This window comes from Bacteroides acidifaciens, assembly GCF_024623065.1.
In the GTDB taxonomy this organism is placed as follows: Bacteria; Bacteroidota; Bacteroidia; order Bacteroidales; family Bacteroidaceae; genus Bacteroides; species Bacteroides acidifaciens.
The window spans coordinates 15,174-41,612 of the sequence record NZ_JANJZR010000010.1; the positions used below are offsets into that span (position 1 = coordinate 15,174).

Annotated in this window: 21 protein-coding genes and 2 tRNA genes; 9 read left to right on the forward strand and 14 right to left on the reverse strand. The window is 40.8% G+C overall.

Annotated elements, in window-relative coordinates:
- Window positions 1-4: 4 nt before the first annotated feature.
- Genes NSB03_RS04620 through NSB03_RS04650 form a run of 7 tightly spaced genes read right to left on the reverse strand, consistent with a single transcriptional unit; the run spans window position 5 to window position 9,686 of the window.
- Window positions 5-373 carry a hypothetical protein gene (locus NSB03_RS04620; RefSeq protein WP_024987031.1) on the reverse strand — a complete coding sequence of 123 codons (369 nt, stop codon included), beginning with the start codon at window positions 371-373 and terminating at the stop codon, window positions 5-7.
- Window positions 370-1,395, reverse strand: a complete 1,026-nt coding sequence (locus tag NSB03_RS04625; RefSeq protein WP_257420304.1) for an ABC transporter permease — start codon at window positions 1,393-1,395, stop codon at window positions 370-372. Before NSB03_RS04625 ends, NSB03_RS04620 begins: the two co-directional genes overlap by 4 nt.
- 27 nt (window positions 1,396-1,422) lie before the next feature.
- The gene (locus tag NSB03_RS04630; RefSeq protein WP_024987028.1) at window positions 1,423-3,744 is read right to left on the reverse strand and encodes an ABC transporter permease; all 2,322 of its coding nucleotides are present in this window, start codon (window positions 3,742-3,744) and stop codon (window positions 1,423-1,425) included.
- Between the two features lie 34 nt (window positions 3,745-3,778).
- On the reverse strand, window positions 3,779-4,480 hold the full coding sequence (locus NSB03_RS04635) for an ABC transporter ATP-binding protein (RefSeq protein ID WP_285819499.1): 702 nt from the start codon (window positions 4,478-4,480) through the stop codon (window positions 3,779-3,781).
- A 12-nt stretch (window positions 4,481-4,492) separates the two neighbouring features.
- On the reverse strand, window positions 4,493-6,889 hold the full coding sequence (locus NSB03_RS04640) for an ABC transporter permease (RefSeq protein WP_024987027.1): 2,397 nt from the start codon (window positions 6,887-6,889) through the stop codon (window positions 4,493-4,495).
- A gap of 21 nt (window positions 6,890-6,910) precedes the next feature.
- The gene (locus NSB03_RS04645; RefSeq protein ID WP_257466252.1) at window positions 6,911-8,161 is read right to left on the reverse strand and encodes an efflux RND transporter periplasmic adaptor subunit; all 1,251 of its coding nucleotides are present in this window, start codon (window positions 8,159-8,161) and stop codon (window positions 6,911-6,913) included.
- A 52-nt stretch (window positions 8,162-8,213) separates the two neighbouring features.
- A complete protein-coding gene (locus NSB03_RS04650; RefSeq protein WP_257466253.1) occupies window positions 8,214-9,686 on the reverse strand; it encodes a TolC family protein in 1,473 nt (490 codons plus the stop codon).
- A gap of 207 nt (window positions 9,687-9,893) precedes the next feature.
- Here NSB03_RS04650 and NSB03_RS04655 point away from each other — a divergent pair, with 207 nt between their 5' ends.
- Complete coding sequence (locus NSB03_RS04655) at window positions 9,894-11,270, forward strand: sigma-54-dependent transcriptional regulator (RefSeq protein ID WP_024987026.1); 1,377 nt, start codon at window positions 9,894-9,896, stop codon at window positions 11,268-11,270.
- Window positions 11,267-12,544, forward strand: coding sequence for a sensor histidine kinase (locus NSB03_RS04660; RefSeq protein WP_024987025.1), 1,278 nt, complete (start codon window positions 11,267-11,269; stop codon window positions 12,542-12,544). Before NSB03_RS04655 ends, NSB03_RS04660 begins: the two co-directional genes overlap by 4 nt.
- Window positions 12,545-12,717: 173 nt before the next feature.
- Here the strand turns inward: NSB03_RS04660 and NSB03_RS04665 are convergent.
- Both NSB03_RS04665 and NSB03_RS04670 read right to left on the reverse strand, forming a co-directional pair.
- A tRNA-Pro gene (locus NSB03_RS04665) sits at window positions 12,718-12,792 on the reverse strand.
- A 36-nt stretch (window positions 12,793-12,828) separates the two neighbouring features.
- Window positions 12,829-12,903 (reverse strand) — tRNA-Pro (locus NSB03_RS04670).
- Between the two features lie 305 nt (window positions 12,904-13,208).
- On the opposite strand from NSB03_RS04670, the gene NSB03_RS04675 reads away from it, so the two are divergent.
- A complete protein-coding gene (locus NSB03_RS04675; protein ID WP_024987024.1) occupies window positions 13,209-13,403 on the forward strand; it encodes a hypothetical protein in 195 nt (64 codons plus the stop codon).
- Window positions 13,404-13,426: 23 nt separating this feature from the next.
- Here NSB03_RS04675 and NSB03_RS04680 read toward each other — a convergent pair whose 3' ends face one another.
- A complete protein-coding gene (locus NSB03_RS04680) occupies window positions 13,427-14,137 on the reverse strand; it encodes a tRNA1(Val) (adenine(37)-N6)-methyltransferase (protein ID WP_024987023.1) in 711 nt (236 codons plus the stop codon).
- 216 nt (window positions 14,138-14,353) lie between these two features.
- Here NSB03_RS04680 and lon point away from each other — a divergent pair, with 216 nt between their 5' ends.
- From lon to NSB03_RS04695, 3 genes are read left to right on the forward strand one after another with little or no spacing between them, the layout of a single operon-like run.
- On the forward strand, window positions 14,354-16,822 hold the full coding sequence (lon, locus tag NSB03_RS04685) for an endopeptidase La (RefSeq protein WP_024987022.1): 2,469 nt from the start codon (window positions 14,354-14,356) through the stop codon (window positions 16,820-16,822).
- Window positions 16,819-17,949 (forward strand): tRNA guanosine(34) transglycosylase Tgt, encoded by a 1,131-nt coding sequence (gene tgt, locus NSB03_RS04690; RefSeq protein WP_024987021.1) that lies wholly within the window; start codon window positions 16,819-16,821, stop codon window positions 17,947-17,949. The genes lon and tgt overlap by 4 nt, the downstream gene beginning before the upstream one ends.
- A 3-nt stretch (window positions 17,950-17,952) precedes the next feature.
- Window positions 17,953-19,050, forward strand: coding sequence for an LptF/LptG family permease (locus tag NSB03_RS04695; protein ID WP_024987020.1), 1,098 nt, complete (start codon window positions 17,953-17,955; stop codon window positions 19,048-19,050).
- A gap of 161 nt (window positions 19,051-19,211) precedes the next feature.
- Here the strand turns inward: NSB03_RS04695 and NSB03_RS04700 are convergent, their stop codons facing one another.
- The gene (locus NSB03_RS04700) at window positions 19,212-19,715 is read right to left on the reverse strand and encodes a thioredoxin family protein (protein ID WP_024987019.1); all 504 of its coding nucleotides are present in this window, start codon (window positions 19,713-19,715) and stop codon (window positions 19,212-19,214) included.
- Between the two features lie 266 nt (window positions 19,716-19,981).
- On the opposite strand from NSB03_RS04700, the gene serB reads away from it, so the two are divergent.
- On the forward strand, window positions 19,982-21,211 hold the full coding sequence (serB, locus tag NSB03_RS04705; RefSeq protein ID WP_024987018.1) for a phosphoserine phosphatase SerB: 1,230 nt from the start codon (window positions 19,982-19,984) through the stop codon (window positions 21,209-21,211).
- A gap of 46 nt (window positions 21,212-21,257) precedes the next feature.
- Entirely contained in the window at window positions 21,258-22,517 is a 1,260-nt protein-coding gene (locus NSB03_RS04710) for a DEAD/DEAH box helicase (RefSeq protein ID WP_121765125.1), read from the forward strand.
- A 17-nt stretch (window positions 22,518-22,534) separates the two neighbouring features.
- Here the strand turns inward: NSB03_RS04710 and NSB03_RS04715 are convergent, their stop codons facing one another.
- The 3 genes from NSB03_RS04715 to rfbC are packed head-to-tail and all read right to left on the reverse strand — an operon-like array spanning window position 22,535 to window position 25,255.
- Window positions 22,535-23,332 carry a DUF4738 domain-containing protein gene (locus tag NSB03_RS04715; protein WP_024987017.1) on the reverse strand — a complete coding sequence of 266 codons (798 nt, stop codon included), beginning with the start codon at window positions 23,330-23,332 and terminating at the stop codon, window positions 22,535-22,537.
- Between the two features lie 35 nt (window positions 23,333-23,367).
- Window positions 23,368-24,681, reverse strand: a complete 1,314-nt coding sequence (locus NSB03_RS04720; protein ID WP_121765124.1) for a UDP-glucose dehydrogenase family protein — start codon at window positions 24,679-24,681, stop codon at window positions 23,368-23,370.
- 25 nt (window positions 24,682-24,706) lie between these two features.
- On the reverse strand, window positions 24,707-25,255 hold the full coding sequence (gene rfbC, locus NSB03_RS04725) for a dTDP-4-dehydrorhamnose 3,5-epimerase (RefSeq protein ID WP_024987016.1): 549 nt from the start codon (window positions 25,253-25,255) through the stop codon (window positions 24,707-24,709).
- Between the two features lie 88 nt (window positions 25,256-25,343).
- Here rfbC and NSB03_RS04730 point away from each other — a divergent pair, with 88 nt between their 5' ends.
- Complete coding sequence (locus NSB03_RS04730; protein ID WP_024987015.1) at window positions 25,344-26,426, forward strand: HU domain-containing protein; 1,083 nt, start codon at window positions 25,344-25,346, stop codon at window positions 26,424-26,426.
- The last annotated feature ends 13 nt before the right edge of the window (window positions 26,427-26,439 follow it).

Below are 26,439 nucleotides of genomic sequence, written 5' to 3' on the forward strand. Positions count from 1 at the left end.
TTAATTATTTATTCCGGATCTTCTTTCCTATCACAACTACCTTTTGGGCGGTCGGTATAGTACTCGAACCGGGTTCTTCCTCTTCTTCTATATAATTCACTCTCACCGTATCTCCCAACTCAAAACCTGTGACATCGTTCGGTTCCTGATCCATCGTACTGATAAAAAGCGTATCTCCTTTTGAAGTGATTAACATAAAGTTATTCATTGAAGCATCTCCTACAACTCCGGTTATTGTTTTCTCTTCTTCTGTTGGAGCTAGTATTAAGGTATCCTCTCCCACTTCCTTCTCGATAGCCTGTTTTCCTTTCGATTGACACGCATTAAGACCAATCCAAACTGCAAACAATAAAAACACCTTTATTCTATTCATATACATTCTCTTATTTGAAATAAACTTGGAATTATGCAAAGATACTGTTTTTTCAAATGTCTTTTGATGTAAAATCTGTGAATACCACTAGCACCATACACTTTTTTAACTCCAAACTCACGCGCCCGTTTCAAGATAATAACCGTATAGATATTGATAAAATTGAAGATTCCTACCAACAATAACATACATGCCACGATAGATAAGACCGTGATATGCTCTTTATTTCCCCTCAAGAAAAAACTGGATTCCGAACTTACCACTTTATCAAAATATAACTCTTTCAAAGGCAAGAGTCTGAATTGTATAGGTGAATGACCAAAACAAATCAATGACTGCGGTTTTGATATTTTCTCATTAAAACTCTTTAGTTCAGTCCCTTTAGCCAAGCGTGCTATACAGAATCCCATCCGAGTCCAATCCATATACTTTCCCTGATTCACAGGAGTTATCAGGTCAAATTGCAATGAAGACTTGGTATCTGGTTCATCTACAACTCCCCGTATGGTAAGCGTATAACCTGCCGAAGAGACAAACTGCCTTCCGAGTGGCTCCTCATCTCCCCAAAGATGCTTGGCATACTGTCGGGTAATGATTGCATCATCCGGACGTTGAATAGTCTTAATGCCCGATATGACTGGATAGTCCATTAATTGCAGAAACAAGCTGTCTGTCACTAGGACATTGACTCGATAGCGATGTTCGTCGTATATGATATAATCATCTTTATAAGAAATACCATACGAATACCCCTCTACCTCGGGATTCTTCATCGGGTCAATAAAATTGGGATCATTCCTGTCTGCATTATCAATAATGGAAATGCCACCATTACTTCTTTGAGCCGTCAATATATATAATTGATTCAAGTTCTTACAGAAATGGTCAACTGTTAATTCCTGATGAATATAGCGCACTATGATTAACGTTGCCGCTACACTCACCGCCAATCCAATAATATTGATTATCGTATAAATCCTGAAACGAAATAATGCTTTAATTGATGATAGTTGATTTTTCATATCCATCTTATATGTTATACGATTCTATTACTCACTCTTAATCACTTCTGCCGGATTTTGAATGGCAGCTTTCCAAACTCTCCATACAATGCTTGAGAAAATAACAAGAAGCATTCCCGCAAATATTCCTATATATATCCACAAGTTTACCGGAGTCTGTTTTACATAGTTTTCAAGCCAACGTTTCATAATGACATATCCTAATGGAAAAGCAATGCATGATGCCATAACAAGTAATAGCAAGTATTCTTTAAAGAATAAGTTCAGAATCAGCCTTGCGCTGGCACCATTTACTTTACGGATGGCTATTTCTTTACGACGTTGCTGACAGGATAAAGTTACTAACGAAAATATACCGAATACTGCAATTATTATACAAATAGCGGAAACTACACTTAACAGCTTACACAATGTTCTCTCTGATTTCATATAAGCGTCATAAACTTCTTCCATATTAGACAACATCAATTCTGCATTCGGATTAACTTTATTCACTTCTGCTTTTATCTTTTCAGACACAATGTCCCAAGTTCCTTCCTTCACTTTGAAAATAATACCTCCTCTGTCTCTACTATCCGGTAAATGAAACATGGCAGGAGCTACCGGATGTATTGGAGCGTTATATGAAATATTTTTAATGACACCTTTCACTATATATTGCTTTCCTAATTTACCTATTTTCTTTCCTATCGGTTGTGTCCATCCTAAAGCTTTCACAGCAGCCTCATTTATAACAACCATATCTTTTCCATCCTTTTCATCCAACATATTTCCGTCCAATACCTCAACTCCAAAGAAATCGGCATACTCCTGATTAATCGTTTCATCTTCCAGTTCAATATATTGTTCACTATCAGTATTTTTTCCGTCCCATTCTTTTAATCTATATGTTGAATAGTACATCTTGGGAATAGGTGTATGAAAACCATTCAAACATTCTGCTATTTCAGGTATCTGATTCACTACTTCTTTGAAAGGGATATTTTCAGAGCAATAAACTACTGCCCCCACATTATGCCGCTCTATTCCAAGTTCCCTAGTATTCAATAGAAAATGAAGTTGCATCATCATTACCAAAGTACAAAACACAAAGCCTAAGCTGATAAATAGCTGAAAAAAAATACTGATTTTATAAAACCATCCTGAGAGATGTGTATTTGACTTCTTGCTTATATTATTAAGTAGAGTTCGCCTACTGATATATTGTATAAGCAGAGATGCAAAACCAACTGTCACGGCAACCAATGATAAGATATAAACAAATACTTCAATATAAAAGAATGAAGTGCTTTCATCAATTTGTGACAAACGTTTGAAAGTGGGCAAAATTAACTCTATCAACACCAAACCTACTCCTGAAGATAGAAGCAGTAATAAGACTAGTTCTGTGAGAAGTAGGGTAAGTAAACCTCTATTTGATGAACCATTAACCTTTCTCAACGCCAACTCACGTCTACGCATCCGGATACGAGTCACCAGCATTGTTAAATAATTGCATATTCCACAAATGATGACCAAACCACTAATACAAGCAAAAAGACGAATATGATCCAACTTCACATTTACATCTTCTCTTGGATGAGTACTCCGCAGTGTCGATAATAGGGCAATAGGCGTAGAGATTGGATATTTATGGCCTTCTTGTTGCACTTCATGTTCTGATAATCTTTGTTGTAATGCTTTCATATCACAGTTGGGATAAGTGCGAAAAAGCGTTTGACATCGTTGGCGTCCCCAATTAGGGCTTGCATCATAAAATGGTAACAATATATCGAAAGAAAACAAAGAATGCCCTTCCCATGACTTTACAATTGCGACAATTGTTTTTTCTTCATTATTTTCTTCGAAAATCAAGTGTTTACCTATCGGAGATTCTTTTCCAAATATTCGTTCTGCCGTATTTTCAGTTATAGCAATTTCATCCTTTTTTAGCTGTAAATGATTATCTCCGTCCAATACCTTAATATTGAACATTGAAATGAAACTTGAATCTACTTCTATCCGCCGTACCGAAAACTCGGTATCCTCATTCTTAATCTTTTTTTCATCCCAATCATAATAGATACAACATACTTTCTCCACCTCAGGACAGTTCTTTGCCAAATAATCAGCTAAAAAGCTAGATGAATTATAGTTAAATCCGTCTCCATAAAGACGAAAGCTACTGCCTGCCAAATAAATACGATCGGCCCCCTCATGAAAATCGTCATAAGTCATTTCATAACGAATCCACAAAGCAGACAGCGCAAAACAAGTAAATCCGACTGCCAATCCGATGATACTGACAAGACTTTGTGTCTTATACTTCATCAGATTGCGAAAGGCTACTTTAAGATAGTGTTTTATCATGATACCTCATTTATAGTTGCTTGATGCAACGTACTTACATGCTTACTTCCGTTACCACCTGACCGTCAAACAAGTTGATGATGCGATTGGCATAGCCGGCGTCATGTTGCGAATGGGTTACCATGACAATTGTTGTCCCCTCTCTATTCAGTTCACTCAACAACCCCATGACTTCCTTACCATTTTTGGAGTCCAAATTACCAGTCGGTTCATCGGCAAGAATCAGTTTAGGATTGGCGACTACTGCACGGGCAATAGCAACACGTTGTTGCTGACCTCCGGAAAGTTGTTGAGGAAAATGCTTGCTACGATGAGTAATAGCCATTCTCTCCATCGCTGTCTCAACCCTTTTTTTCCGTTCGGATGCCGAGATTCCCATATAAAGTAAAGGCAGTTCAATGTTTTCATACACATTCAGTTCATCTATCAGATTGAAACTCTGAAATACAAAACCAATGACTCCTTTACGGAGATTTGTACGCTGCGATTCCGTATATTTCGAAACTTCCGTACCATTCAGATAATACTCCCCTCCCGTCGGGTTATCCAAAAGCCCTAAAATATTAAGCAATGTGGATTTTCCACAACCGGAAGGCCCCATAATGGCTACAAACTCACCTTGCTTCACCTCGATGCTGACATTATTCAGCGCCCAAGTTTCCACTTCTTCTGTCTTGAAAATCTTCTGTAAGTTTACTGTCTTAATCATGATCGTAAATTTATATTGTTCGTAAATTATATCATTCTTTTATTCATTCTTGATAGACTCCACCGGATTGATTCTTGCAATCCTCATGATACGAAACCAGATAGTCAATGCCGTTACCATGGCAACAGACAGAAAAATTCCTGTCCAAAACCAGCATCCGCAGTTAAAGAATACTGTATATATTTGTTTCCACCACTGCAACACCATGTACACCAACGGAAAGGATATAATGGCAGTAACCACCAACAAAGCTATATACAAACGGGCAAATAACCAGATTATATGCCTGATTCCGGCTCCATTTACCTTACGGACAGCAACTTCTTTCTGCCTGCGTTCGGTGTCGAGAGTAATGCTGGAATATACACCCAACAATGTAATAATGATACTGACCATTGCGAAAAACAAAATAATATCTTTCAGGATATATTCCATAGCCTGCATCTCATAAAGGTCATCCTGAAATGTGCGTACCTGACAGGGAATATTTTCCGGCAACATCTCCTGACGGATCCTTTCAATCCACTTCACTACTTCCTTTTGTTGCTGAGGATAGCATTTCACATAACAATGTCCTACATATACGGATGGATCATAGAGTATAAAAGCGTAACCGCCGCTATGATTATGAATATCGGTCTGAAAAGGGGCACAAACTCCGCATACAGTATAATCATTGTTCTGGTCATAGAAATTCATCCCGATCACATTCTTCTTTTGCTTGTTCTGCCATACCTCATCCATGACAAGATCCTGTTTTGTCAGGATAGTCCTACCTTCCTTTACCGGAATATTCATAAAAGTAAAAAAGTTCAGCGGCACACACATAATATCAATATCAGTCCAGGAATTATCATTCCCTTTTTCGGTCATCAGCAGATTGCCGGACACTCCCTGCGTATAAGCGATATCTGACAACAGAATATCCTTCACCCCTGCATGTTGTTTGAAACGTTCTACCATGTCCAGCTTTTCTTCGTTTTTCATGAACGGATAATCTAGCGGGATACTCAGAATTGCCTCTTTCTCTTTCTGGCTTAATGTATGGAACAGTGTTTTGGTTGTTGTTTCCGATTGCAAGAATAACGCAACGGTGAATGATACAAATATCCAGCAGATAAAGAACTGAATACCTAACATAAAGTTACGTCCCCATTGTTTTCTGCGACGCTTGTTGCCCCCATGCATTCCGTCCTGTATTGAAATCCTGCGGATACGGACAGATACAAACATACAGATGACAGCACAAAGCAGAATGAGAAAAATGATATATTGCAAAGCGTGTTTCAAAAGGACGGCAGGAGGAAAAGTCATCGTAATACCCGACAGGGAAAAATCCATCCTGTCGCCAATCAACTCTATTCCCCATACAACCAGAAAGGAAGAAGCAACTATGACAATCAGTGACTGTACAAACAGCAGACAGAATTGTTGACTCCAATTACATCCGGCCATTTTCATAATACTGTATTCCTTAGTGCGATTGAGAAAAGAACCGATAAGAAAATGGAAGAAATTGACAAGTCCGACCAGCAGTATTAATGTACCGACTATTCCGGTCGCCCACCCCAGGACAAAAGCGCCTTTTTTTTGACTCCGGTCGCCAATGTAATTCGCTACAACCGAATATGCCTGATTATACATGGTATAACTATAATTGCGCTTCGAAAATTGTTGTTCCAGTGCGGCTATATCCGCATGAGGAGAAAGCAGGACATACGTTAAGGCTCCTGTCATGTCATGACGCTTCGGGCTTTGAAAAAGCCCTTCGCTATCATTTAACACCATAGCATCAGTATGTGTCATAAAGCTGAAACCATTGTTCAACGGAATATCCTCCATTACTACCTGGACAGTGTACACAATACCTCCTGTTTTCGGAGTACTTTCAGGCGAAGTATGGAGTCGTCTCATCAACGTCAGATGCTTGCCGATAGCAGTTTCAATCTTACCGAATATCTTTATGGCGGTAGATTCACTCAAAATGACAGCATTAGGCGTCCGGCTGGCCGTCTCCCAATTTCCCGCCAGTATCCGGGGAGTGAATACCTTATTATATAACGTATCTATTTCTATCGTCTCAAGTTCATAAGGCAGTGATTTCTCTTCTGAAATCCCGGCAAGAAAAGAACGTTCACGGGAATATGCCATACAGGAGATTGCTTCCACCTCTCCCATCGCCCATGTACGGAGTTCTTCGGACAAAGCCACCTGCGTGCCGGAAAAACAAGTGCCGGTCTGGTCATCATAAAGATTCAGTTCCACAATGCGGGTGTAATTACTGAAACAATGATTGGTCGTTTCAACAAAACGGCTGCAATACATACATATACAGAAACATAGCAATCCTACTGCAAGACCGATGATAGAGATTATATTTTGTGTCTTGTATTTCAACAGGTTTCTGAATGCAACTTTCAAATAATGTTTTATCATAATGTTTTTACTGTTAACTCTTTAATCCAATATCAATTCTTCCACATCGCCAAAGGTATCATATCCCGTCGTAATTACCCAATCTCCGGGCTGCAAACCTTCTGTAATTTCATACTGCTGCGGATTTTGGCGGCCGATAGATAAAGGAACGCGGACAGCTTTTGTTTTTGAAGCATTCACTTTATAAATCCATTGCCCTCCCGTAGCCTGATAGAAATTACCGCGTGGGATAACAAGCGCCTGTTCCGGTTGCCCCAATTCTATCTGCACACGAAAACTCTTGCCCACTCTTACGTTATCAGGCATATCACCTGTAAAAACAAGATCGACATCAAACATACGGTCTTTCACTTCGGGGACTACTTTCGTTATTTTCAACGGGTATTTCTTTCCCTGATAATTGATAGTGGCAGGCAATCCGGTAGTAATCCGGTCAATATAATATTCACTGAGCGAAGTATGGATCTTATATTGGTCAAGCACCTTTATTTCAGCTATGCTTTCACCGGAAGAGACTTGTTGCCCGGGAGTAACCTTTACAAAGCTAAGCTGTCCTTTTATCGGAGCTGTTACCACCAAATTATTCAAGCGTTCATGAGCGCGTTCATATTTCTTCCGTTCCCTTTCCCGGTCGTTACGAATCAACTCTTTACGAATCATTGTTACAGCAGAATCATGCCGCAGGCTCTCCTGTTGCAAAGCTGCATTCTTCTGTTTGTAATTATACTCATCTTCAGCCACTTGCAGTTGAGCCTTGCTCTTTACCCCCATCTGATACTCTTCACGGTCAAGGGCAATGCTTTTTTTCAGACGTTCAAGCTCATAATTATTTGTCAGAGCCTGCTGTTTCAGATTCAGACTCTTTTGCTCCATTTCAATCTCCTGCTCCTGATAGGTAATCATTTGCTTTTCCCATTCGTCACGCTGGTCTTCGATGTTACGAAGCAAGTCCGGATTGGAAAGAACAAGAATCGTATCACCTTGCTGAAGCAAACTGCCTTCTTCTCCCACTATCTTTTCTACACTTCCCGCTTCGCGGGTATTGACCTTGATAGTCAATATGGGTTGAACCAATCCTTCCACATCTACATATTCCATGAAGTCAGCATCTACCACTTCCGCTATCTGGATATTCCCGACATCAACACGTAGTTTTCTGGGACCTGATGAAAGGATGATTACATAAATCAGAAAGGAGAGAAACAAAAGTCCCCCTATCAGATAATATCTATAACGAATGTACCACGGCTTCTTTTCTAATTTTATATCCATAAGGTCATATAGTTTTTTATATTCATATCAATTACAAGAAAATCATTCAACCCTATTCGACGAGAAGATTATAATCCTCCGTCAGCAACCTGTTTCTCTCAAAATCATATAGCGTCATACTACGAAGTGTATAATATAAACTCCAATAGTTATATAAAGCCGATACGTAATTACGGCGTGCGCTATCTTTTTCTGAAATAGAAGCGTTCAAATCAAGAATGGTTGATTTTCCCAATATATAAAGTTTACGGGCAACTTCATTCCTCCGTCGGGCAGTTTCATCTGTGCGGGCAGCGATACGGACACGTTGCGTTTGCAGATTAAACTGCTTCACCAGTTTGCGGACATTCAGTTCAAAATCCGTCCTGCTTTGTTCCACCTGCGTATAAACCAGATCACGGTTAGAACGGGCTACCCGTACCTGACCTTTTCCCCGTCCCCAGTCTAAAATCGGCAGGGAGATACTTAAACTTACATATTGCTGGTCTAAAAGGTTCCGATAGGCTTCCGGCAATTTGTCCGCCGTCTGTGTCAGTCCGAAACGGAGATAAATATCCGCCTTCAAACCGGCATTGGCACGGGCTCTCGCAACAGCGCTTTCACTTTCCAGCTTTCGTCGCTTCATCGTCTGTATGTCAGGACTATTTTCATACGCCAGTGCCAGCGCCTCATTCAGATTGATGCTGAAATCCGGCACCCGGGAACTGACACGTACACGAATTTCCTTGTCTTCCTGAATACCTAGATATGAACGAAGCTCCTGCATACAGTTATCCATTTCAATGCGGGCATTCATACGGTTCGTTTCTTCTGTCAGACGATTAAGTTCCAGTTGCAGCATCTCATTTTCTGTTATCGTACCTATATTATAGCGCCCTTGGGCATAGTGGTAAAGTGTATCTGCATTCGCATAATTGAACGACGCTATGTCGTAATTGCTTTGGGCGGTAGCTAAAGCAAAGAATTTATTAATCGCACTGGCTGAAACAAGTTCCAATGTCTCCACATAACTTTTCTTAGCCTCCTGATAACGTACGGGTTCTATACGCTTATCCCATTTCAGACTATTATAGCCAAAAAGTGACTGCCGATAGCCTATCATAACAGGTGAAGTCTGCCATGAATATTTATGCTCGCTGAACAAGTCCATACGTTGGACAGATGTTTCGAGAAACAAGGAACCTCCTGTCCAGGATACGTTTTGTGAAAGATTCAAAGTCAGGTCAGTATTCAATAAGTTCTGCTCGACAAACTTAACCGAACCGTCACCCATTGTTATCTTATTAATGGCACGGTTCAAATTAGGAGCGGATGTCAAACTCAAAGTCGGTAAATAATTGGCACGATAATATTTATAATTCCAATAAGCAGAACGAAAACTATGGCGTGCCGTTTGCGCGTCGGGAGATTCCAAGCGCGCTATTCTTACGGTCTGCTCCAGTGACAGCTCCATTGTCTGATTCTGGGCAGACGATAATTCCGTCGACAGGATTCCAATGCTTATGCAGATTAATTTCAGGTTCATCCTTCGTTATATTTATTAATTTATTATTCAAAACCTGTGCCATTTATATAAATTACTATACTTCAAACAGATACGTTTATCCCTCTTCTATTATCAGCGTGCAAATACGCACAAAACTAGTGCGCAATCGCACATACAACACATGATTATTATCCATATCTTTGCCGATGTAATAAAAAAAAGCAATAAATCTATTCAGCAAAAGAAATGAAAGAAGCAAGCAAACTGGGGAAAATACTTATAGTAGACGATAACGAAGATGTCCTTTTCGCCCTCAACCTGTTATTGGAACCTTATGCGGAGAAAATAAAGGTAGCCACCACTCCTGACCGAATCGAACATTTCATGACCACTTTTCAACCCGATCTTATCTTATTGGATATGAATTTCAGCCGTGACGCTATTAGTGGTCAGGAAGGATTTGAGAGCTTGGAGCAAATACTGCAAATTGACCCGCAGGCTATTGTTATCTTTATGACCGCCTATGCAGATACAGACAAAGCAGTGCGGGCTATCAAAGCCGGCGCAACAGATTTTATTCCCAAACCGTGGAAAAAAGAAAAACTACTGGCCACACTCACTTCCGGAATGCGGTTGCGCCAGTCACAACGAGAAGTGAATATCTTAAAAGAGCAGATAGAAGTACTTAGCGGTCAAAACACATCGGAAGGAGACATTATCGGAGAATCTCCTGCCATGCAGGAAGTTTTCACTACAATAAACAAACTAAGTTGTACAGATGCCAATATCCTGATTCTAGGAGAAAACGGAACAGGAAAAGACGTGATTGCTCATTTCTTATATCGCTGTTCTCCCCGATACGGCAAGCCTTTTGTCACCATTGACTTGGGAAGTATCCCCGAACAATTGTTCGAAAGCGAACTGTTCGGATTTGAAAAAGGGGCTTTCACCGACGCTAAAAAATCAAAAGCCGGGCGAATGGAAGTTGCCACCAACGGAACTCTGTTTTTGGATGAAATCGGCAATCTTTCACTTCCCATGCAATCGAAACTATTGACTGCTATCGAAAAGCGACAAATCAACCGTTTAGGCAGTACACAAGCCGTTCCTATTGACGTCCGCCTGATTTGTGCCACAAATGCGGATATTCGCCAATTAGTGGATGAAGGAAACTTCCGGCAGGACTTGCTCTATCGTATCAATACCATTGAAATACATATCCCGCCGCTCCGCGAACGTGGTAATGATATTATTCTACTGGCCGAACACTTCCTGCAACGGTATGCACGTAAATACAAAAAGGATATGCGCGGCCTGACCCGGGAAGCCAAAAACAAACTATTAAAGTATGCCTGGCCCGGAAATGTGCGGGAATTGCAGCATACGATAGAACGCGCTGTCATATTAGGAGACGGCTCTTTATTAAAACCTGAAAACTTTCTGTTCCATGCCGCTCCTAAACAAAGGAAGGAAGAAGAAACGATATTAAATTTGGAACAACTGGAACGCCAGACCATTGAAAAAGCAATGAAACTTAGCGAGGGAAATATTTCCCGTGCCGCCGAATATCTGGGCATAACCCGCTTTGCCTTATATCGTAAACTTGAAAAACTAGGCTTATGAAACGATATGCAATCAGAGTGTTCTTACACATCTTATTTATAATGCTGCTTTCTATCGGAAGCTGCCTGCTGTTTCAAAAACAGTTATGGTTCAGCACCACTATCTGCATCCTACTGTTGATAACTACCGGTGTACACCTCTATCGTATGCAGTTTAAACAAATTAATTTGTTGCGACGGCTGACAGACGGACTCCGGTATAATGACATGACGCAAGCCTTCCACCCGCCTTTCAAGAATAAAATAATGAATGAGTGGGCAGAAGAACTTTCGGAAAGCCTGAAAGACTTTCGGGGAAAACTGCTGGCAGAGGAAATTAAGCACCAATATTACGAAAACTTATTGAACAAGGTAGACACAGCCGTACTTGTTGCCGACAGATCCGGACATGTAGAATGGATGAATCAGGCGGCCGTCACCCATTTAGGACAAATCTCACAATTACCGGAAGCATTACTAATCGCTTCTGCGACTAATGATATTCCAATTATCCGTATCGAACAAAACAGCACTGTCCTGGAAATGGCCATTTCTTGCACCAAGTTTGCGACACAAGGAAAAGAGCAACAAATAATCAGCCTGAAAAATATCCATTCCGTACTGGAACGAAATGAAATGGAAGCCTGGCAAAAGCTGATACGTGTACTGACTCATGAAATCATGAATTCCATCACACCGATTATTTCTCTTTCCGAAACACTAAGTGAAAGAGGAATACCCGAACAGCTTGGAGAAAAAGAATACTCCATTATCCTGCAAGCCATGCAAACTATTCACAGAAGAAGCAAAGGGTTACTAGAATTTGTAGAAAACTATCGTCGTCTGACACGAATCCCCGCTCCTGTCCGCACCAAAGTTTCTATTGCAGAACTATTCATGGATTTAAAGAAGTTATTCCCGGAAGAATACATTCATTTTGAAACTCCTTTATCAGAACTGAACTTGTATATAGACCGGGCACAAATAGAACAAGTCCTCATTAATTTATTGAAAAATGCCCGCGAGGCGTGTGGAAAGCAAGCAGATAAAAATATTCGGGTAACAATAATCACTTCACCTGCCAACAATAAGATTATGACAGTATCCGACAATGGAGAAGGCATTTTACCGGATGTTCTGGACAAGATATTTGTACCTTTCTTTAGTACCAAAACAACCGGTTCGGGTATCGGACTCAGCTTATGCAAGCAAATTATGACTTTGCATGAAGGAAGCATCAATGTAAAATCAGAATCAGGCAAAGGAAGTAGATTCATTCTCACCTTTCCTAAATAATGGGTTATTGCAATTTTGCAACTGTTGTGTATAAATTGCGATTCTTCATTAAGATAGAGAGAGTTAACGCACCTGCTTTGGGAGCAGGGGGGGCTAACTCTCTTAAAATATACAAATAAAAAAAAGCTGGTACAAACTGTATCAGCTCAAAATTACTTACTTTATCTTTTTCGTCGGGGTAGCGGGATTCGAACCCACGACCCCCTGCTCCCAAAGCAGGTGCGCTAACCGGACTGCGCTACACCCCGAAAAACTTTTAACTTAATAACCCTCTTTCTTTGTAGTCGGGGTAGCGGGATTCGAACCCACGACCCCCTGCTCCCAAAGCAGGTGCGCTAACCGGACTGCGCTACACCCCGCTACTTTTTGAAGGGTTTTCTTTTCAAAAGCGGTGCAAAGATAGAGAGTATTTTTTAATTAACAATAGCCAAACGGATGTTTTTTATTTATTATTTTCCAATGATCTGAATTTCACCCGTTTGCATCTCAACTTTTTTTTCCTGACAGAAATCAAATTCCTTTCTGCAAAGTACCGGCCTACAAATTAAAGTATAGATGTCATGGCGTTTATTGAGATGAATTAACTGAAAATATATTTTGGTAGAATGAACCAACTTTCACTGTTTTCTGTTTTCAAAGTAGAAACTAAAAAAAGAAAAGTCATATGAAAACAAAAAAGCAAAAAGAAACCAATGAAAAAGAAGTTCATTTGTTAGAACAAAAAGGATATGAAAGAATGGTGAATGAGATTGTACCAATGCAACAGGTAGAAGCTTGTCATAATCCAACTAAAAAAGAAGTAAAAGAGGCTGTAAGGAAATTGAATCCTGATATAAACAGCTTGGGTAGTAGAGGATGAATTCATCCTCTACTCCTCTATATTTACATATTCAAATAATACTCTCGCGTCAAAGCTATATATTTCTCGCTATATTGATGACGGGCTAATTCCGTCAATAATTCTTCAATTACACATTCCTGATTAGAAAAAGTAAAAGTAATCAAGGTGCGTTTAGGAATACCGCTGGGCTTAGTTATCACATTTAGCTGCCGGACTGCATATAAATTCTTCGTTGCAGCTATCATCTTCACCCTATCAGCTACATCCGCCGGAATCACAATCGTAAAAGTTCCATCTTCCGCCAATAATCCGACCACTCCTTCCAACAATTCTTCATAGGTCAAAGAACCATTATGTCGGGCTGCATTTCTCTGTTGGTCCGGACACTCTAATGAATCAACAAAATACGGGGGATTAGAAACAATCACGTCAAATTTGTCGGAAGATTGATAGTCTCTGAAATCAGTCTGCACTACCTCTACCCGCTCCTTCCAAGGAGAACGAGTTACGTTTTCCCTAGCCTGTCCGGCAGCGGCTCCATCTATTTCCAATGCTATAATATCCGCATCCGGCAGACTGCGTTGAGCCAACATTAAAGCAACCAATCCTGTCCCCGTCCCGACATCCAAAATTTTATGTGCATTCTGAACAGAAGCCCATGCTCCCAAAAGCACCCCATCCGTACCCACTTTCATAGCACACTTATCGTGCCACACCGTAAACTGCTTAAATTGAAAATAAGGATTTGACATTTTATTCGCTTATTTTTAAACCTGTTTTATTCTACTATTTTATTGGAAACCGCCAAAAATAAATAATTATTATGGAATACTTCTTCAATAGCCTCATATTTTGGCATTGTTTTTGTGTTTTTATTCCAAGCAGTGCTTTATTATTAGAGAGAATCGATTAACTTTGCAAACGATTTATGCATATTTGTATGACATAAGCTAAATTAAAACGAAAAGATGAAAGAAAGATACTTATTGGAAGATGTAAGCGATAACAACGGTTTCTCGTTAATTACTGATTATGATGGTAGCGATGAGAACGCATTCAATGTAAATATTAAATCTGGTGAAATTCTTCCGGTCCTTCCCCTTCGTAATATGGTGTTGTTTCCCGGAGTATTCCTACCTATTACGGTAGGTCGCAAATCTTCTCTGAAACTCATACATGATGCCGAGAAAAAACATAAGGATATCGCGGTAGTATGTCAGAGGTCGGCACATACGGAAGATCCTAAACTGGAAGATTTACACAACATTGGTACTGTAGGACGTATTGTGCGTGTATTGGAAATGCCCGATCAGACAACCACCGTCATCATCCAGGGAATGAAACGGTTAAATCTGAAAAGCATTACCGATACCCATCCATATTTGAAAGGCGAAATAGAACTCCTGGAAGAGGAAATACCGAGCAACAATGACAAGGAATTCCAAGCCTTGGTAGAAACATGTAAGGATTTGACTATGCGTTATATCAAATCATCGGATACAATGCACCAAGACTCGGCATTTGCCATTAAGAATATCAACAACTCGATGTTTCTGGTTAACTTTATCTGCTCCAATCTGCCATTCAAGAAAGATGAGAAAATTGATTTGCTGAGCATCAATTCTTTACGTGAACGTACTTATCGTTTATTGGAAATCTTGAACCGCGAAGTACAGTTGGCTGAAATCAAGGCATCCATCCAAATGCGGGCACGTGAAGACATCGATCAGCAACAACGTGAATACTTCCTGCAACAACAAATTAAAACTATCCAGGACGAATTAGGTGGCGGTGGTCAGGAGCAGGAAATAGAAGAAATGCGCCAGAAAGCAGAAAAAATGCGTTGGAGCGCAGAAGTCAGAGAGACTTTCATGAAGGAACTGGCGAAACTGGAACGTACCCATCCGCAATCACCGGATTACAGTGTACAACTGAATTATCTGCAAACAATGCTTAATCTCCCGTGGGGCGTTTATACAACTGATAACTTGAATCTCAAAAATGCAGAAAAGACGTTGAATAAGGACCACTACGGATTGGAGAAAGTGAAAGAACGCATTTTGGAGCATTTGGCAGTATTGAAATTAAAGGATGACATGAAATCACCGATTATCTGCCTATACGGCCCTCCGGGAGTTGGTAAAACATCTCTTGGAAAATCTATCGCGTCTGCACTCAAACGCAAATATGTGCGTATGTCTTTAGGCGGTGTACATGATGAAGCAGAAATCCGTGGTCATCGCAAAACATATATAGGTGCTATGCCGGGACGAATCATCAAGAGCCTGATAAAAGCAGGTGCCTCCAACCCGGTGTTTATCCTGGACGAAATAGACAAAGTCAGCGCAGACCGACAAGGAGATCCTTCTTCTGCATTATTGGAAGTGCTTGACCCGGAACAGAATACCTCTTTCCATGATAACTTTTTGGATGTGGATTATGACCTTTCAAAGGTATTGTTTATTGCAACAGCCAATAATCTGAATACAATCCCCGGTCCATTGCTCGACCGTATGGAATTGATTGAAGTAAGCGGATATATTACGGAAGAGAAGATTGAGATTGCCCGCAAACATTTAGTTCCCAAAGAACTTGAAGCCAACGGACTTAAAAAGACAGATATTAAACTTCCCAAAGATACATTGGAAGCTATTATCGAATCATACACCCGCGAAAGTGGCGTTCGTGAACTGGAAAAGAAAATCGGCAAGATTCTCCGCAAATCAGCCCGTCAATACGCAACCGACGGTTATTTTGCCAAGACAGAAATCAAGCCTGCCGACTTGTACGATTTCCTGGGAGCACCGGAATATACGCGTGACAAGTATCAGGGAAATGAATATGCCGGTGTAGTTACCGGATTGGCGTGGACAGCTGTAGGCGGTGAAATCCTTTTTGTCGAAACCAGCCTGAGCCGTGGCAAAGGCGGACGCCTTACCTTGACTGGTAACCTGGGAGATGTAATGAAAGAGTCTGCTATGCTGGCGCTCGAGTACATCAAAGCCCATGCTTCTATCTTGAATTTGGATGAAGAGATTTTTGACAACTGGAATATTCATATCCACGTACCCGAAGGGGCAATCCCCAAAGACGGTCCATCCGCAGGTATCACTATGGCTACTTCTTTGGCATCTGCCTTGACGCAACGAAAAGTGAAAGCAAATCTTGCCATGACAGGAGAAATCACGCTTCGCGGCAAAGTACTTCCAGTCGGTGGCATCAAGGAGAAAATTCTGGCTGCCAAACGTGCCGGAATCAAAGAAATCATCATGAGTGCCGAAAACAAAAAGAATATAGACGAAATTCAAGATCTCTATTTGAAGGGACTGACTTTCCACTATGTAAACGACATAAAAGAAGTATTCGCCATCGCGCTGACAAATGAGAAAGTTGCGGATGCCATTGATTTATCTGTAAAGAAAGCTAGCCAGGAATGACATTTGACTTACAATATACAGACACTAAAAGTAATGCCCGTGCCGGTCTGATAACAACAGACCACGGGCAGATACAGACACCGATTTTCATGCCGGTAGGCACATTGGGGACTGTCAAGGGAGTACATCAAACGGAACTTAAAGAAGACATTCAGGCACAGATTATTCTGGGCAATACCTATCATCTCTATTTGCGTCCGGGACTGGAAGTGATTGAAAAAGCAGGCGGACTGCATCGCTTTAACGGCTTCGACCGCCCCATGCTGACCGATAGCGGCGGTTTCCAGGTATTTTCATTAGCCGGAATCCGAAAACTCCGAGAAGAAGGTGCCGAGTTCCGTTCACACATTGATGGTAGTAAGCACATTTTTACTCCGGAAAAAGTGATGGATATAGAGCGTACGATTGGTGCTGATATCATGATGGCTTTCGACGAATGTCCTCCGGGAGATTCGGATTATGCATATGCCAAAAAGTCATTGGGATTGACACACAGATGGCTTGACCGCTGTATCAAACGTTTCAATGAGACTAAGCCTAAATATGGCTACAACCAGTCCCTCTTCCCTATTGTTCAAGGGTGTGTCTATACTGATTTGCGAAAGCAATCGGCTGAGTTTGTCGCCTCTAAAGGAGCCGACGGAAATGCTATTGGCGGTTTGGCGGTAGGCGAACCGGTCGACAAGATGTATGAAATGATAGAAGTCGTCAATGAGATTCTTCCCAAAGACAAGCCTCGTTATCTGATGGGAGTCGGTACTCCCGTCAATATTCTTGAAGGTATCGAGCGCGGAGTGGATATGTTCGACTGCGTTATGCCGACACGAAACGGACGAAATGGCATGTTGTTCACCAAGGATGGCATCATCAATATGCGAAACAAGAAATGGGAAATGGACTTCTCTCCTATTGAAGCGGACGGAGCTTCCAGTGTAGACACATTATACACTAAAGCCTATTTACGCCATCTTTTCCACGCACAAGAACTGTTGGCTATGCAAATCGCCTCTATACACAATCTTGCCTTCTACTTGTGGCTGGTAGGCGAGGCACGCAAGCATATCATTGCAGGAGATTTCTCGACCTGGAAACCGATGATGGTTAAAAGAGTATCAACTAGATTATAAAGAATGAAAAGCAATCGATTTATAAAACGGCTGGATTGGTATATCATCAAGAAATTCTTGGGGACATACGTATTTGCTATTGCACTAATCATTTCTATCGCAGTGGTATTCGACTTCAACGAGAAGATGGATAAACTGATGGAACACGAAGCTCCGTGGAGTAAAATCATTCTTGAATACTACATGAACTTTATTCCTTATTTCTCCAACCTGTTCAGTCCGTTGTTTGTATTCATTGCTGTCATTTTCTTTACTTCCAAACTTGCGGAGAACTCTGAAATTATTGCTATGTTCTCTACCGGTATGAGCTTCAAGAGAATGATGCGCCCATACATGATTTCTGCCGCCATCATTGCATTAACAACCTTTATGTTAAGCTCATACGTAATTCCTAAAGGAAGCGTGACGCGTCTGAATTTTGAGGACAGGTATATCAAACCTAAAAAACAAAATACAGCGCGCAACGTACAGTTGGAAGTTGACAATGGAGTCATAGCCTATATAGATAACTATAACAATGCTATGAAAACAGGAAACCGTTTTTCCTTGGATAAATTTGTCGACAAGAAACTCGTTTCCCACTTAACTGCACGCCGCATTACTTATGACACGACCACCGTTCATAAATGGACTATCCATGATTATATGATACGCGAACTGGACGGACTAAAGGAGAAAATCACCAAGGGGGATAAAATTGACTCTATAATCAATATGGAGCCTTCCGACTTCCTCATTATGAAGAATCAACAGGAAATGTTGACCAGTCCCCAGCTAAGTGATTATATTGAAAAACAGAAACGAAGAGGATTTGCCAATCTCAAAGAATTTGAGATTGAGTATCATAAGCGGATTGCCATGTCATTCGCCTCTTTTATCCTGACAATCATCGGAGTATCCCTTTCGTCACGAAAAACGAAAGGCGGTATGGGACTTCACTTAGGAATCGGATTAGGGTTAAGTTTCTCTTATATCCTGTTCCAAACCATCACCTCAACCTTTGCAGTCAATGGGAATGTACCTCCTGCCATTGCAGTTTGGATTCCGAACATCCTCTATGCAGGCATTGCTTTCTTCTTATACCAAAAAGCACCTAAATAAGGAAAGGATATATATAAAATAGAAATTCCGTCTATTCTTGCTTTAAGCAAGTATAGGCGGAACTTTTTTTTGTTGTATCCATTTCCTCTTTTGTCTATTCTCCGTCAGTCGCCATATGGCAATTCGGAAAATTCTCCTTTCTCCTTACATCTTTAAGATTGTCAACCAATCTTTTCCACATAAGCAGAAAGTTCTGCAGCAGAGATGTTTTTGGCTATAATCACACCATTTCCATCCAATAAATAGTTAGTGAATCCCCGATTTAAACGGTATTTTTTAAATAATCTGGAATCCTCGCCTTCTGTTTCCACGAAACAAGTGGGCGTAACTATTTGATCCTTACGAACGGTTTCCTTAAAAATTGACTGATATTCGTCAAATGAGATAGAAACCATTTCCACATTATGAGAAGAACGAAGCGCATTGCTCAAACTTACGTTCTGCATCCGGGATTGCGCGTCATAACTTGCCCAAAAACTCAGCAACACATACTTCCCTTTCAGATTTCCCAATTTGAAGGATGGTTGCTTTTCTGATGTAGATTCGATTTTAAAATCCGGGGCTACATCACCCTCACTCAAACCTCCGGTAGGTTTGTCTTTCTCAACGAAAGCGGTCAAGGAACAAATTAGTAATACAACAAAAATCCACTTTACATACTTCATGTAATTCGGTTTTAGTTAATACTATCCGGGACTGTCCTTAAACAGTGGTTTCTTCCCGAAACGTTGTCTTTTCAGGCATCAGGCGAAGAGGAATCCGCTGATTATCAGAGCCTTTGTTTTTGAAACCAGGTGCAAAGGTAAGTAATTATTAAATTAACTTCCAAGCGAATAAGCAAAAATCTCACTTTTCGGGTATAACTTTTTATGTTATTTAGCATAAAAACGAACTTTTTTCTCTACTTTTGCAGGATAAAAGTCTATTTCATATGCAACCATCAAATACTGAATTGATTCTGATTCGAGTTACTGGCGAAGATCGCCCGGGGCTGACCTCTTCCGTGACTGAAATACTAGCCAAATACGATGCTACTATCCTTGACATCGGCCAGGCGGATATCCATAACACATTGTCATTGGGTATTCTTTTCAAGAGCGAAGAAAGACATTCCGGTTTTATTATGAAGGAATTGTTGTTCAAAGCTTCTTTGCTGGGAGTTACCATCCGGTTCGAACCGATTACTACAGAAAAATACGAGAATTGGGTGGGTATGCAAGGAAAAAACCGTTATATCCTGACCGTACTTGGGCGTAAACTTTCCGCTCGTCAGATATCGGCAGCAACCAGCGTATTAGCCGAACAAGGTATGAATATTGACGCAATTAAACGTCTGACAGGTCGTATTCCCCTGGACGAATGCCAAACAGATGCGCGTACACGTGCTTGCATTGAGTTTTCAGTAAGAGGTACTCCCAAAGACCGTATTGCCATGCAGGAAAGTTTGATGAAGTTAGCCAGCGAATTGGAAATGGACTTCTCTTTTCAACAAGATAACATGTACCGCCGCATGCGTCGCTTGATTTGTTTCGATATGGACTCTACATTGATCGAGACAGAAGTGATTGACGAACTGGCCATCCGTGCCGGTGTCGGTGACGAGGTAAAAGCCATCACAGAAAGCGCAATGCGTGGCGAAATAGACTTTACGGAAAGCTTTACCCGTCGTGTAGCCCTACTAAAAGGGTTGGATGAGTCTGTTATGCAAGAAATAGCAGAAAGTTTGCCCATTACAGAGGGAGTGGACAGATTAATGTACGTACTGAAAAAATATGGTTATAAAATCGCTATCCTTTCCGGTGGATTTACTTATTTCGGTCAGCATTTGCAAAAGAAATATGGAATAGATTATGTATATGCCAACGAACTGGAAATCATCGACGGAAAATTGACCGGACGTTACTTGGGAGATGTTGTAGACGGCAAACGAAAAGCCGAACTGCTACGCCTGATCGCACAAGTGGAAAAAGTCGATATTGCACAGACCATTGCCGTAGGTGACGGTGCCAACGATCTCCCGATGCTGGGAGTTGCCGGTCTGGGAATTGCTTTCCATGCCAAGCCCAAAGTAGTGGCAAATGCCAAGCAATCTATCAATACCATCGGGCTTGATGGAGTGCTCTATTTCCTCGGATTCAAAGATTCTTACTTGAATATGTAATTAGACCGCAAAAAAAAATTATCTTTGCTGACAAATTAATAAAAGAATGAAGTTTTCCGAACTACAATTAAACGAGAATGTACTTGAGGCGCTTGATGCCATGCGCTTTGACGAATGCACGCCCATCCAGGAGCAAGCAATTCCAATCATACTTGAAGGGAAAGATTTGATAGCCGTAGCACAGACTGGTACGGGTAAAACAGCAGCATTCCTGCTTCCTATATTGAATAAACTATCCGAAGGAAAACATCCTGAAGATGCGATCAACTGTGTCATCATGTCTCCTACCCGCGAATTGGCGCAACAGATAGACCAGCAGATGGAAGGGTTCTCCTATTTTATGCCGGCATCGAGTGTTGCCGTATATGGCGGAAATGACGGCATTTTGTTTGAACAGCAGAAAAAAGGGCTTACTTTGGGAGCCGATGTTGTTATTGCCACTCCCGGGCGTCTCCTTGCCCATTTAAGCCTCGGATATGTAGACCTTTCCAAGGTTTCTTATTTTATACTGGACGAGGCAGACCGGATGCTCGACATGGGATTCTATGAGGATATTATGCAAATAGTGAAATTTTTACCGAAAGAGCGGCAGACCATCATGTTTTCTGCAACTATGCCTGCCAAGATACAACAACTGGCAAATACGATCCTGAATAATCCGGCAGAAATAAAGCTAGCCGTTTCAAAACCTGCTGATAAGATTATCCAAGCCGCCTATATTTGCCATGAAGATCAAAAACTGGGTATTATACGCAGTCTCTTTATTGATGAAGTCCCCGAACGTGTCATCATCTTCGCATCTTCTAAAATAAAAGTCAAAGAAGTGGCTAAAGCCTTGAAGTCTATGAAGCTGAATGTAGGAGAAATGCATTCGGATCTCGAACAAGCTCAACGAGAAGCGGTGATGCATGATTTTAAAGCCGGACGAATCAATATACTAGTCGCCACAGACATCGTTGCCCGTGGCATTGATATTGATGATATTCGTTTGGTTATCAACTTTGATGTTCCTCACGACAGCGAAGACTATGTACACCGTATCGGACGCACGGCGCGTGCCAACAATGACGGAGTAGCACTCACGTTTGTCAACGAAAAAGAGCAGAGTAACTTCAAAAACATTGAGAATTTCCTCGAGAAAGAAATCTACAAGATTCCTATTCCTGCAGAATTAGGAGAAGCACCGGAGTACAAACCGCGTTCTTTTAACAAGAACAAGTATGGTAATAGCTCTAAAAGAAGGAATTTCCGGGGAAAGAATAATGGTGGAAAAGGAAACAACCGCCCCTCGCCCAAACAGAATTAAAATAAAACTCGTTATTGTTATTTGGTGGAAGTTATAGCCAAGTTTCCCTCAAAACTTACTTCCATATCTGCAATGCTATATATTAAACTTTCCGGAATGGCTAAAACAGCTTGATAATGAAAACCATTCCGGTCTACTTTTACAAACTTCGTATCCGACAAAATAGCTTGCGTCAAAAAATCTTCAGGAACTATCTGGTCAAACATCTGTTTAGTAATATCGCTGGCAAATAAACTCTTTTTACCCTCGTAAACACAGATGTGCATCACATTATCGTAATACACATTATCCATGCTAATTCCGTCTTCAGAATAGGTTGTTTTGATAACTTTCATTTTAGAAGGGTTAATATAAACATAAGCACGATAGCGAGTGCCATTATATATCACTACACTATCACGTCGAGTCACTTCGGTATAAGTTGGAATCACCAGCTCCTGGCGAACAAATGACAATGAATCATTCAGGTCCTCTGATTTGTGCAGTTTGATAATGTTATCTGTTATGGAATGAAACCAGAATATATGTTCTGCCTGCTTATCAATCTTGTAATAAGTCGTATCATTGCCATAAGTATAGAGAGTATCCCGTATAATTTTAAACGCAATCGGAGCACTCTGCACATCGGCATAGTAGATGGTATCCCCCTCCACGCGCATCAACGGGCTCTCAGTCTCATCGTCCAGCCAGATACCCTGTAATAATTCCTTAGCATTCGCATCCTCTTTTCCCTGTTCCGAGAAATATAGATTCTTATTACCGCTACATGCAGCAGAAAAAAATACTATTAACGATATAACAACATATTTCATCATCTGTCTTAGTTTTGCCTAAAGATACTCTTATTTTTTCATTTACCAATACAATGATAAGTGAATCCGAGCTCTTCCATCTCTTTTTTCTCGTATATATTACGTCCGTCCAATACAATCTGCTGAGCCATTGTCTTTTTTATCACAGCCCATGAAGGCAAACGGAATTCTTTCCATTCGGTCACCAGCATTAAAGCATCAGCATCAAGCACCGCATCGTACATATCACAAGCATAATAAATGCTATCCCCAATCCGGCGTTTGCATTCCTGCATTGCTGCCGGATCGTATGCACGTACCTGGCAACCGGCTTTTAATAGCTTATCAATCAAGACCAATGCCGGAGCTTCACGCATATCATCCGTTTCCGGTTTAAATGCCAATCCCCAAAGAGCAATTGTCTTACCTTTCAAATCACCGTTAAAATGCTTCATCAGCTTTTCGAACAAAATACTCTTCTGCCGTCCGTTCACTTCTTCTACAGCACTAAGCACCCGCATTGTATATCCATTCTGTTCTGCGGTTTTAATGAGAGCTTTCACATCTTTAGGAAAACAAGAACCGCCATATCCGATACCCGGATATAAGAATTTACGTCCGATGCGCGTATCCGAACCAATTCCGCTACGTACCATATTCACATCAGCCCCGACTATCTCACAAAGATTTGCTATATCATTCATAAAGCTGATACGGGTTGCCAACATTGAATTTGCCGCATATTTAGTCATTTCCGCAGATGGAATATCCATGAAAATCACTCGGAAGTTATTCAATAAAAACGGTTTATATAACTTGGACATAAGTTTCTCCGCACGTGCCGACTCTACTCCTACTACTACACGGTCCGGGCTCATAAAGTCGCTGATTGCATTTCCTTCTTTCAGGAATTCCGGGTTGGAAGCAACATCAAAATCTACCTTCACCCCTCTTTTATCCAGTTCTTCCTGAATGACTGCACGAACTTTGCTGGCAGTACCTACCGGCACTGTACTCTTGGTTACGACCAGTTTATATTGTTTCATATTGCGACCAATAGTACGGGCTACTTCCAAAACATATTTCAAGTCGGCGCTACCGTCTTCATCCGGAGGTGTGCCAACAGCGCTGAATATAACCTCTACATCATCCAGGCAACTCTCTAATGACGTGGTAAACTTCAATCTCTTTGCTTTCATATTACGAAGCACCATCTCTTCCAATCCATTCTCATAAATCGGGATGATTCCCTTCTGCAAAGATTCTATTTTCTCGCTGTCAGTATCCACACAAGTTACATTCACGCCGATTTCAGCGAAACATGTACCTGACACCAGACCTACATATCCGGTTCCTACAATCGCAATTTTCATACTTTATATTTTATTGCTTTAGAAGTTATTCAAAATATGCAGCATTCTTGAAAGCCGTCCCCTCTCTGTCCTTGGAAGACAATACCATTTGCGAGTCAGTCAGCGGCCAATCTATTCCCAATGTTGCATCATTATATAAAATAGAAGCTTCTGCCTGTGGAGTATACTTGTTGTCTACCTTATACGTAAAGATAGCTTCTTCGCTTAATACAGCAAAACCATGTGCAAAGCCACGTGGAATAAAAAACTGTCTCTTATTTTCCTCGCTAAGCAATACGGACACATGTTTTCCGAATGTGGGTGATGATTTACGCAAATCAACAGCAACGTCCAGCACTTCTCCTTTAATGACGCGAACCAATTTGGCCTGGCTATATTCACCTTTCTGATAATGCAATCCGCGCAATACGCCAAAGGAAGATTTCGATTCATTATCCTGTACAAAATTTACAGGCCCGATATTGGCTTCAAACTCTTCTTGCTTAAAGGCTTCCATAAAATAGCCACGTTCGTCGGAGAACACTTTCGGCTCTATCAGCCACACTCCGTCTATTTCCGTCTGTATATAGTTCATCGTTATAGTAATAAAAAAACGATGCAAAAGTAGTGAATTTTTCGTAGTTTTCTGGGATATATTCAATTTATCTCTTAATTTTGCACACATGATTGAATTGGCACAACATATAGAGATTTTATTACTGGAAAACGACTGCGTTATCGTTCCGGGATTTGGTGGATTCGTAGCACATCATGCTCCTGCAACTCATATAAAAGAAGAGAATCTTTTTTTGCCCCCTACCCGTACTATCGGCTTTAATCCACAATTAAAGTTGAACGACGGAGTATTGGTACAATCTTATATGTCAATTTACGACACGAGTTTTGCTGATGCCAACCGCATCGTAGAAAAAGAAGTAAGCGAGTTTATCGGACTTCTTCATGAGGAAGGTAAAGCGCATTTGGAGAATATAGGTGAAATTCATTATAACATTTATGGAAATTATGAATTTATCCCTTATGATTATAAGATAACGACTCCTTCACTTTATGGTTTGGATTCTTTTGAAATGCACGAACTTTCTACTCTGCAACAGAAAGAAAAGGTACTAGTACCTGCTAATCTGGAAAAAGAGAAAAAAACTTATGAAATCAGCATCAACCGTGCATTTCTTCGTAATGCAGCCGCTATGATTGCCGCTATCGTATTGTTTTTTGCTTTTTCAACTCCGGTAGAGAATACCGATGTTCAGAAGAACAATTATGCACAGTTATTGCCCGGTGAGCTTTTTGAGCAAATCGAAAAGCAATCGGTTGCAGTAACTCCCGTTCTTGTAAAAAATAATATTGCTGTTGCACAAAAAGCTAAAAAGTCTTCCGCTTCAAGCAAGACTTCATCTACTCCAAAGCTAACAGCGAATAAAGCACAAACATCAAGACCTATTGCTGTAAAAGAAGTAAAAGTTGCTAAACAAGAAGCTGCCCCCACCCCTGTATCTGTTAAGCCACAAGCGAAGGTAGATCATCCTTATCATATTATAGTAGCAGGCGGAATTAGCCTTAAAGACGCAGAAGCTATGGCAAATCAATTGAACGCAAAAGGATTTGCAGAAGCAAAAGCCTTGAATACTGATGGCAAAGTACGTGTCAGCATCCGTTCATTCGAAAAACGTGAAGAAGCTACCAAACAGCTATTGGAGCTTAGAAAAAATGAAAACTACAAGAATGCCTGGTTACTGGCAAAATAAAATCCCCTATAAA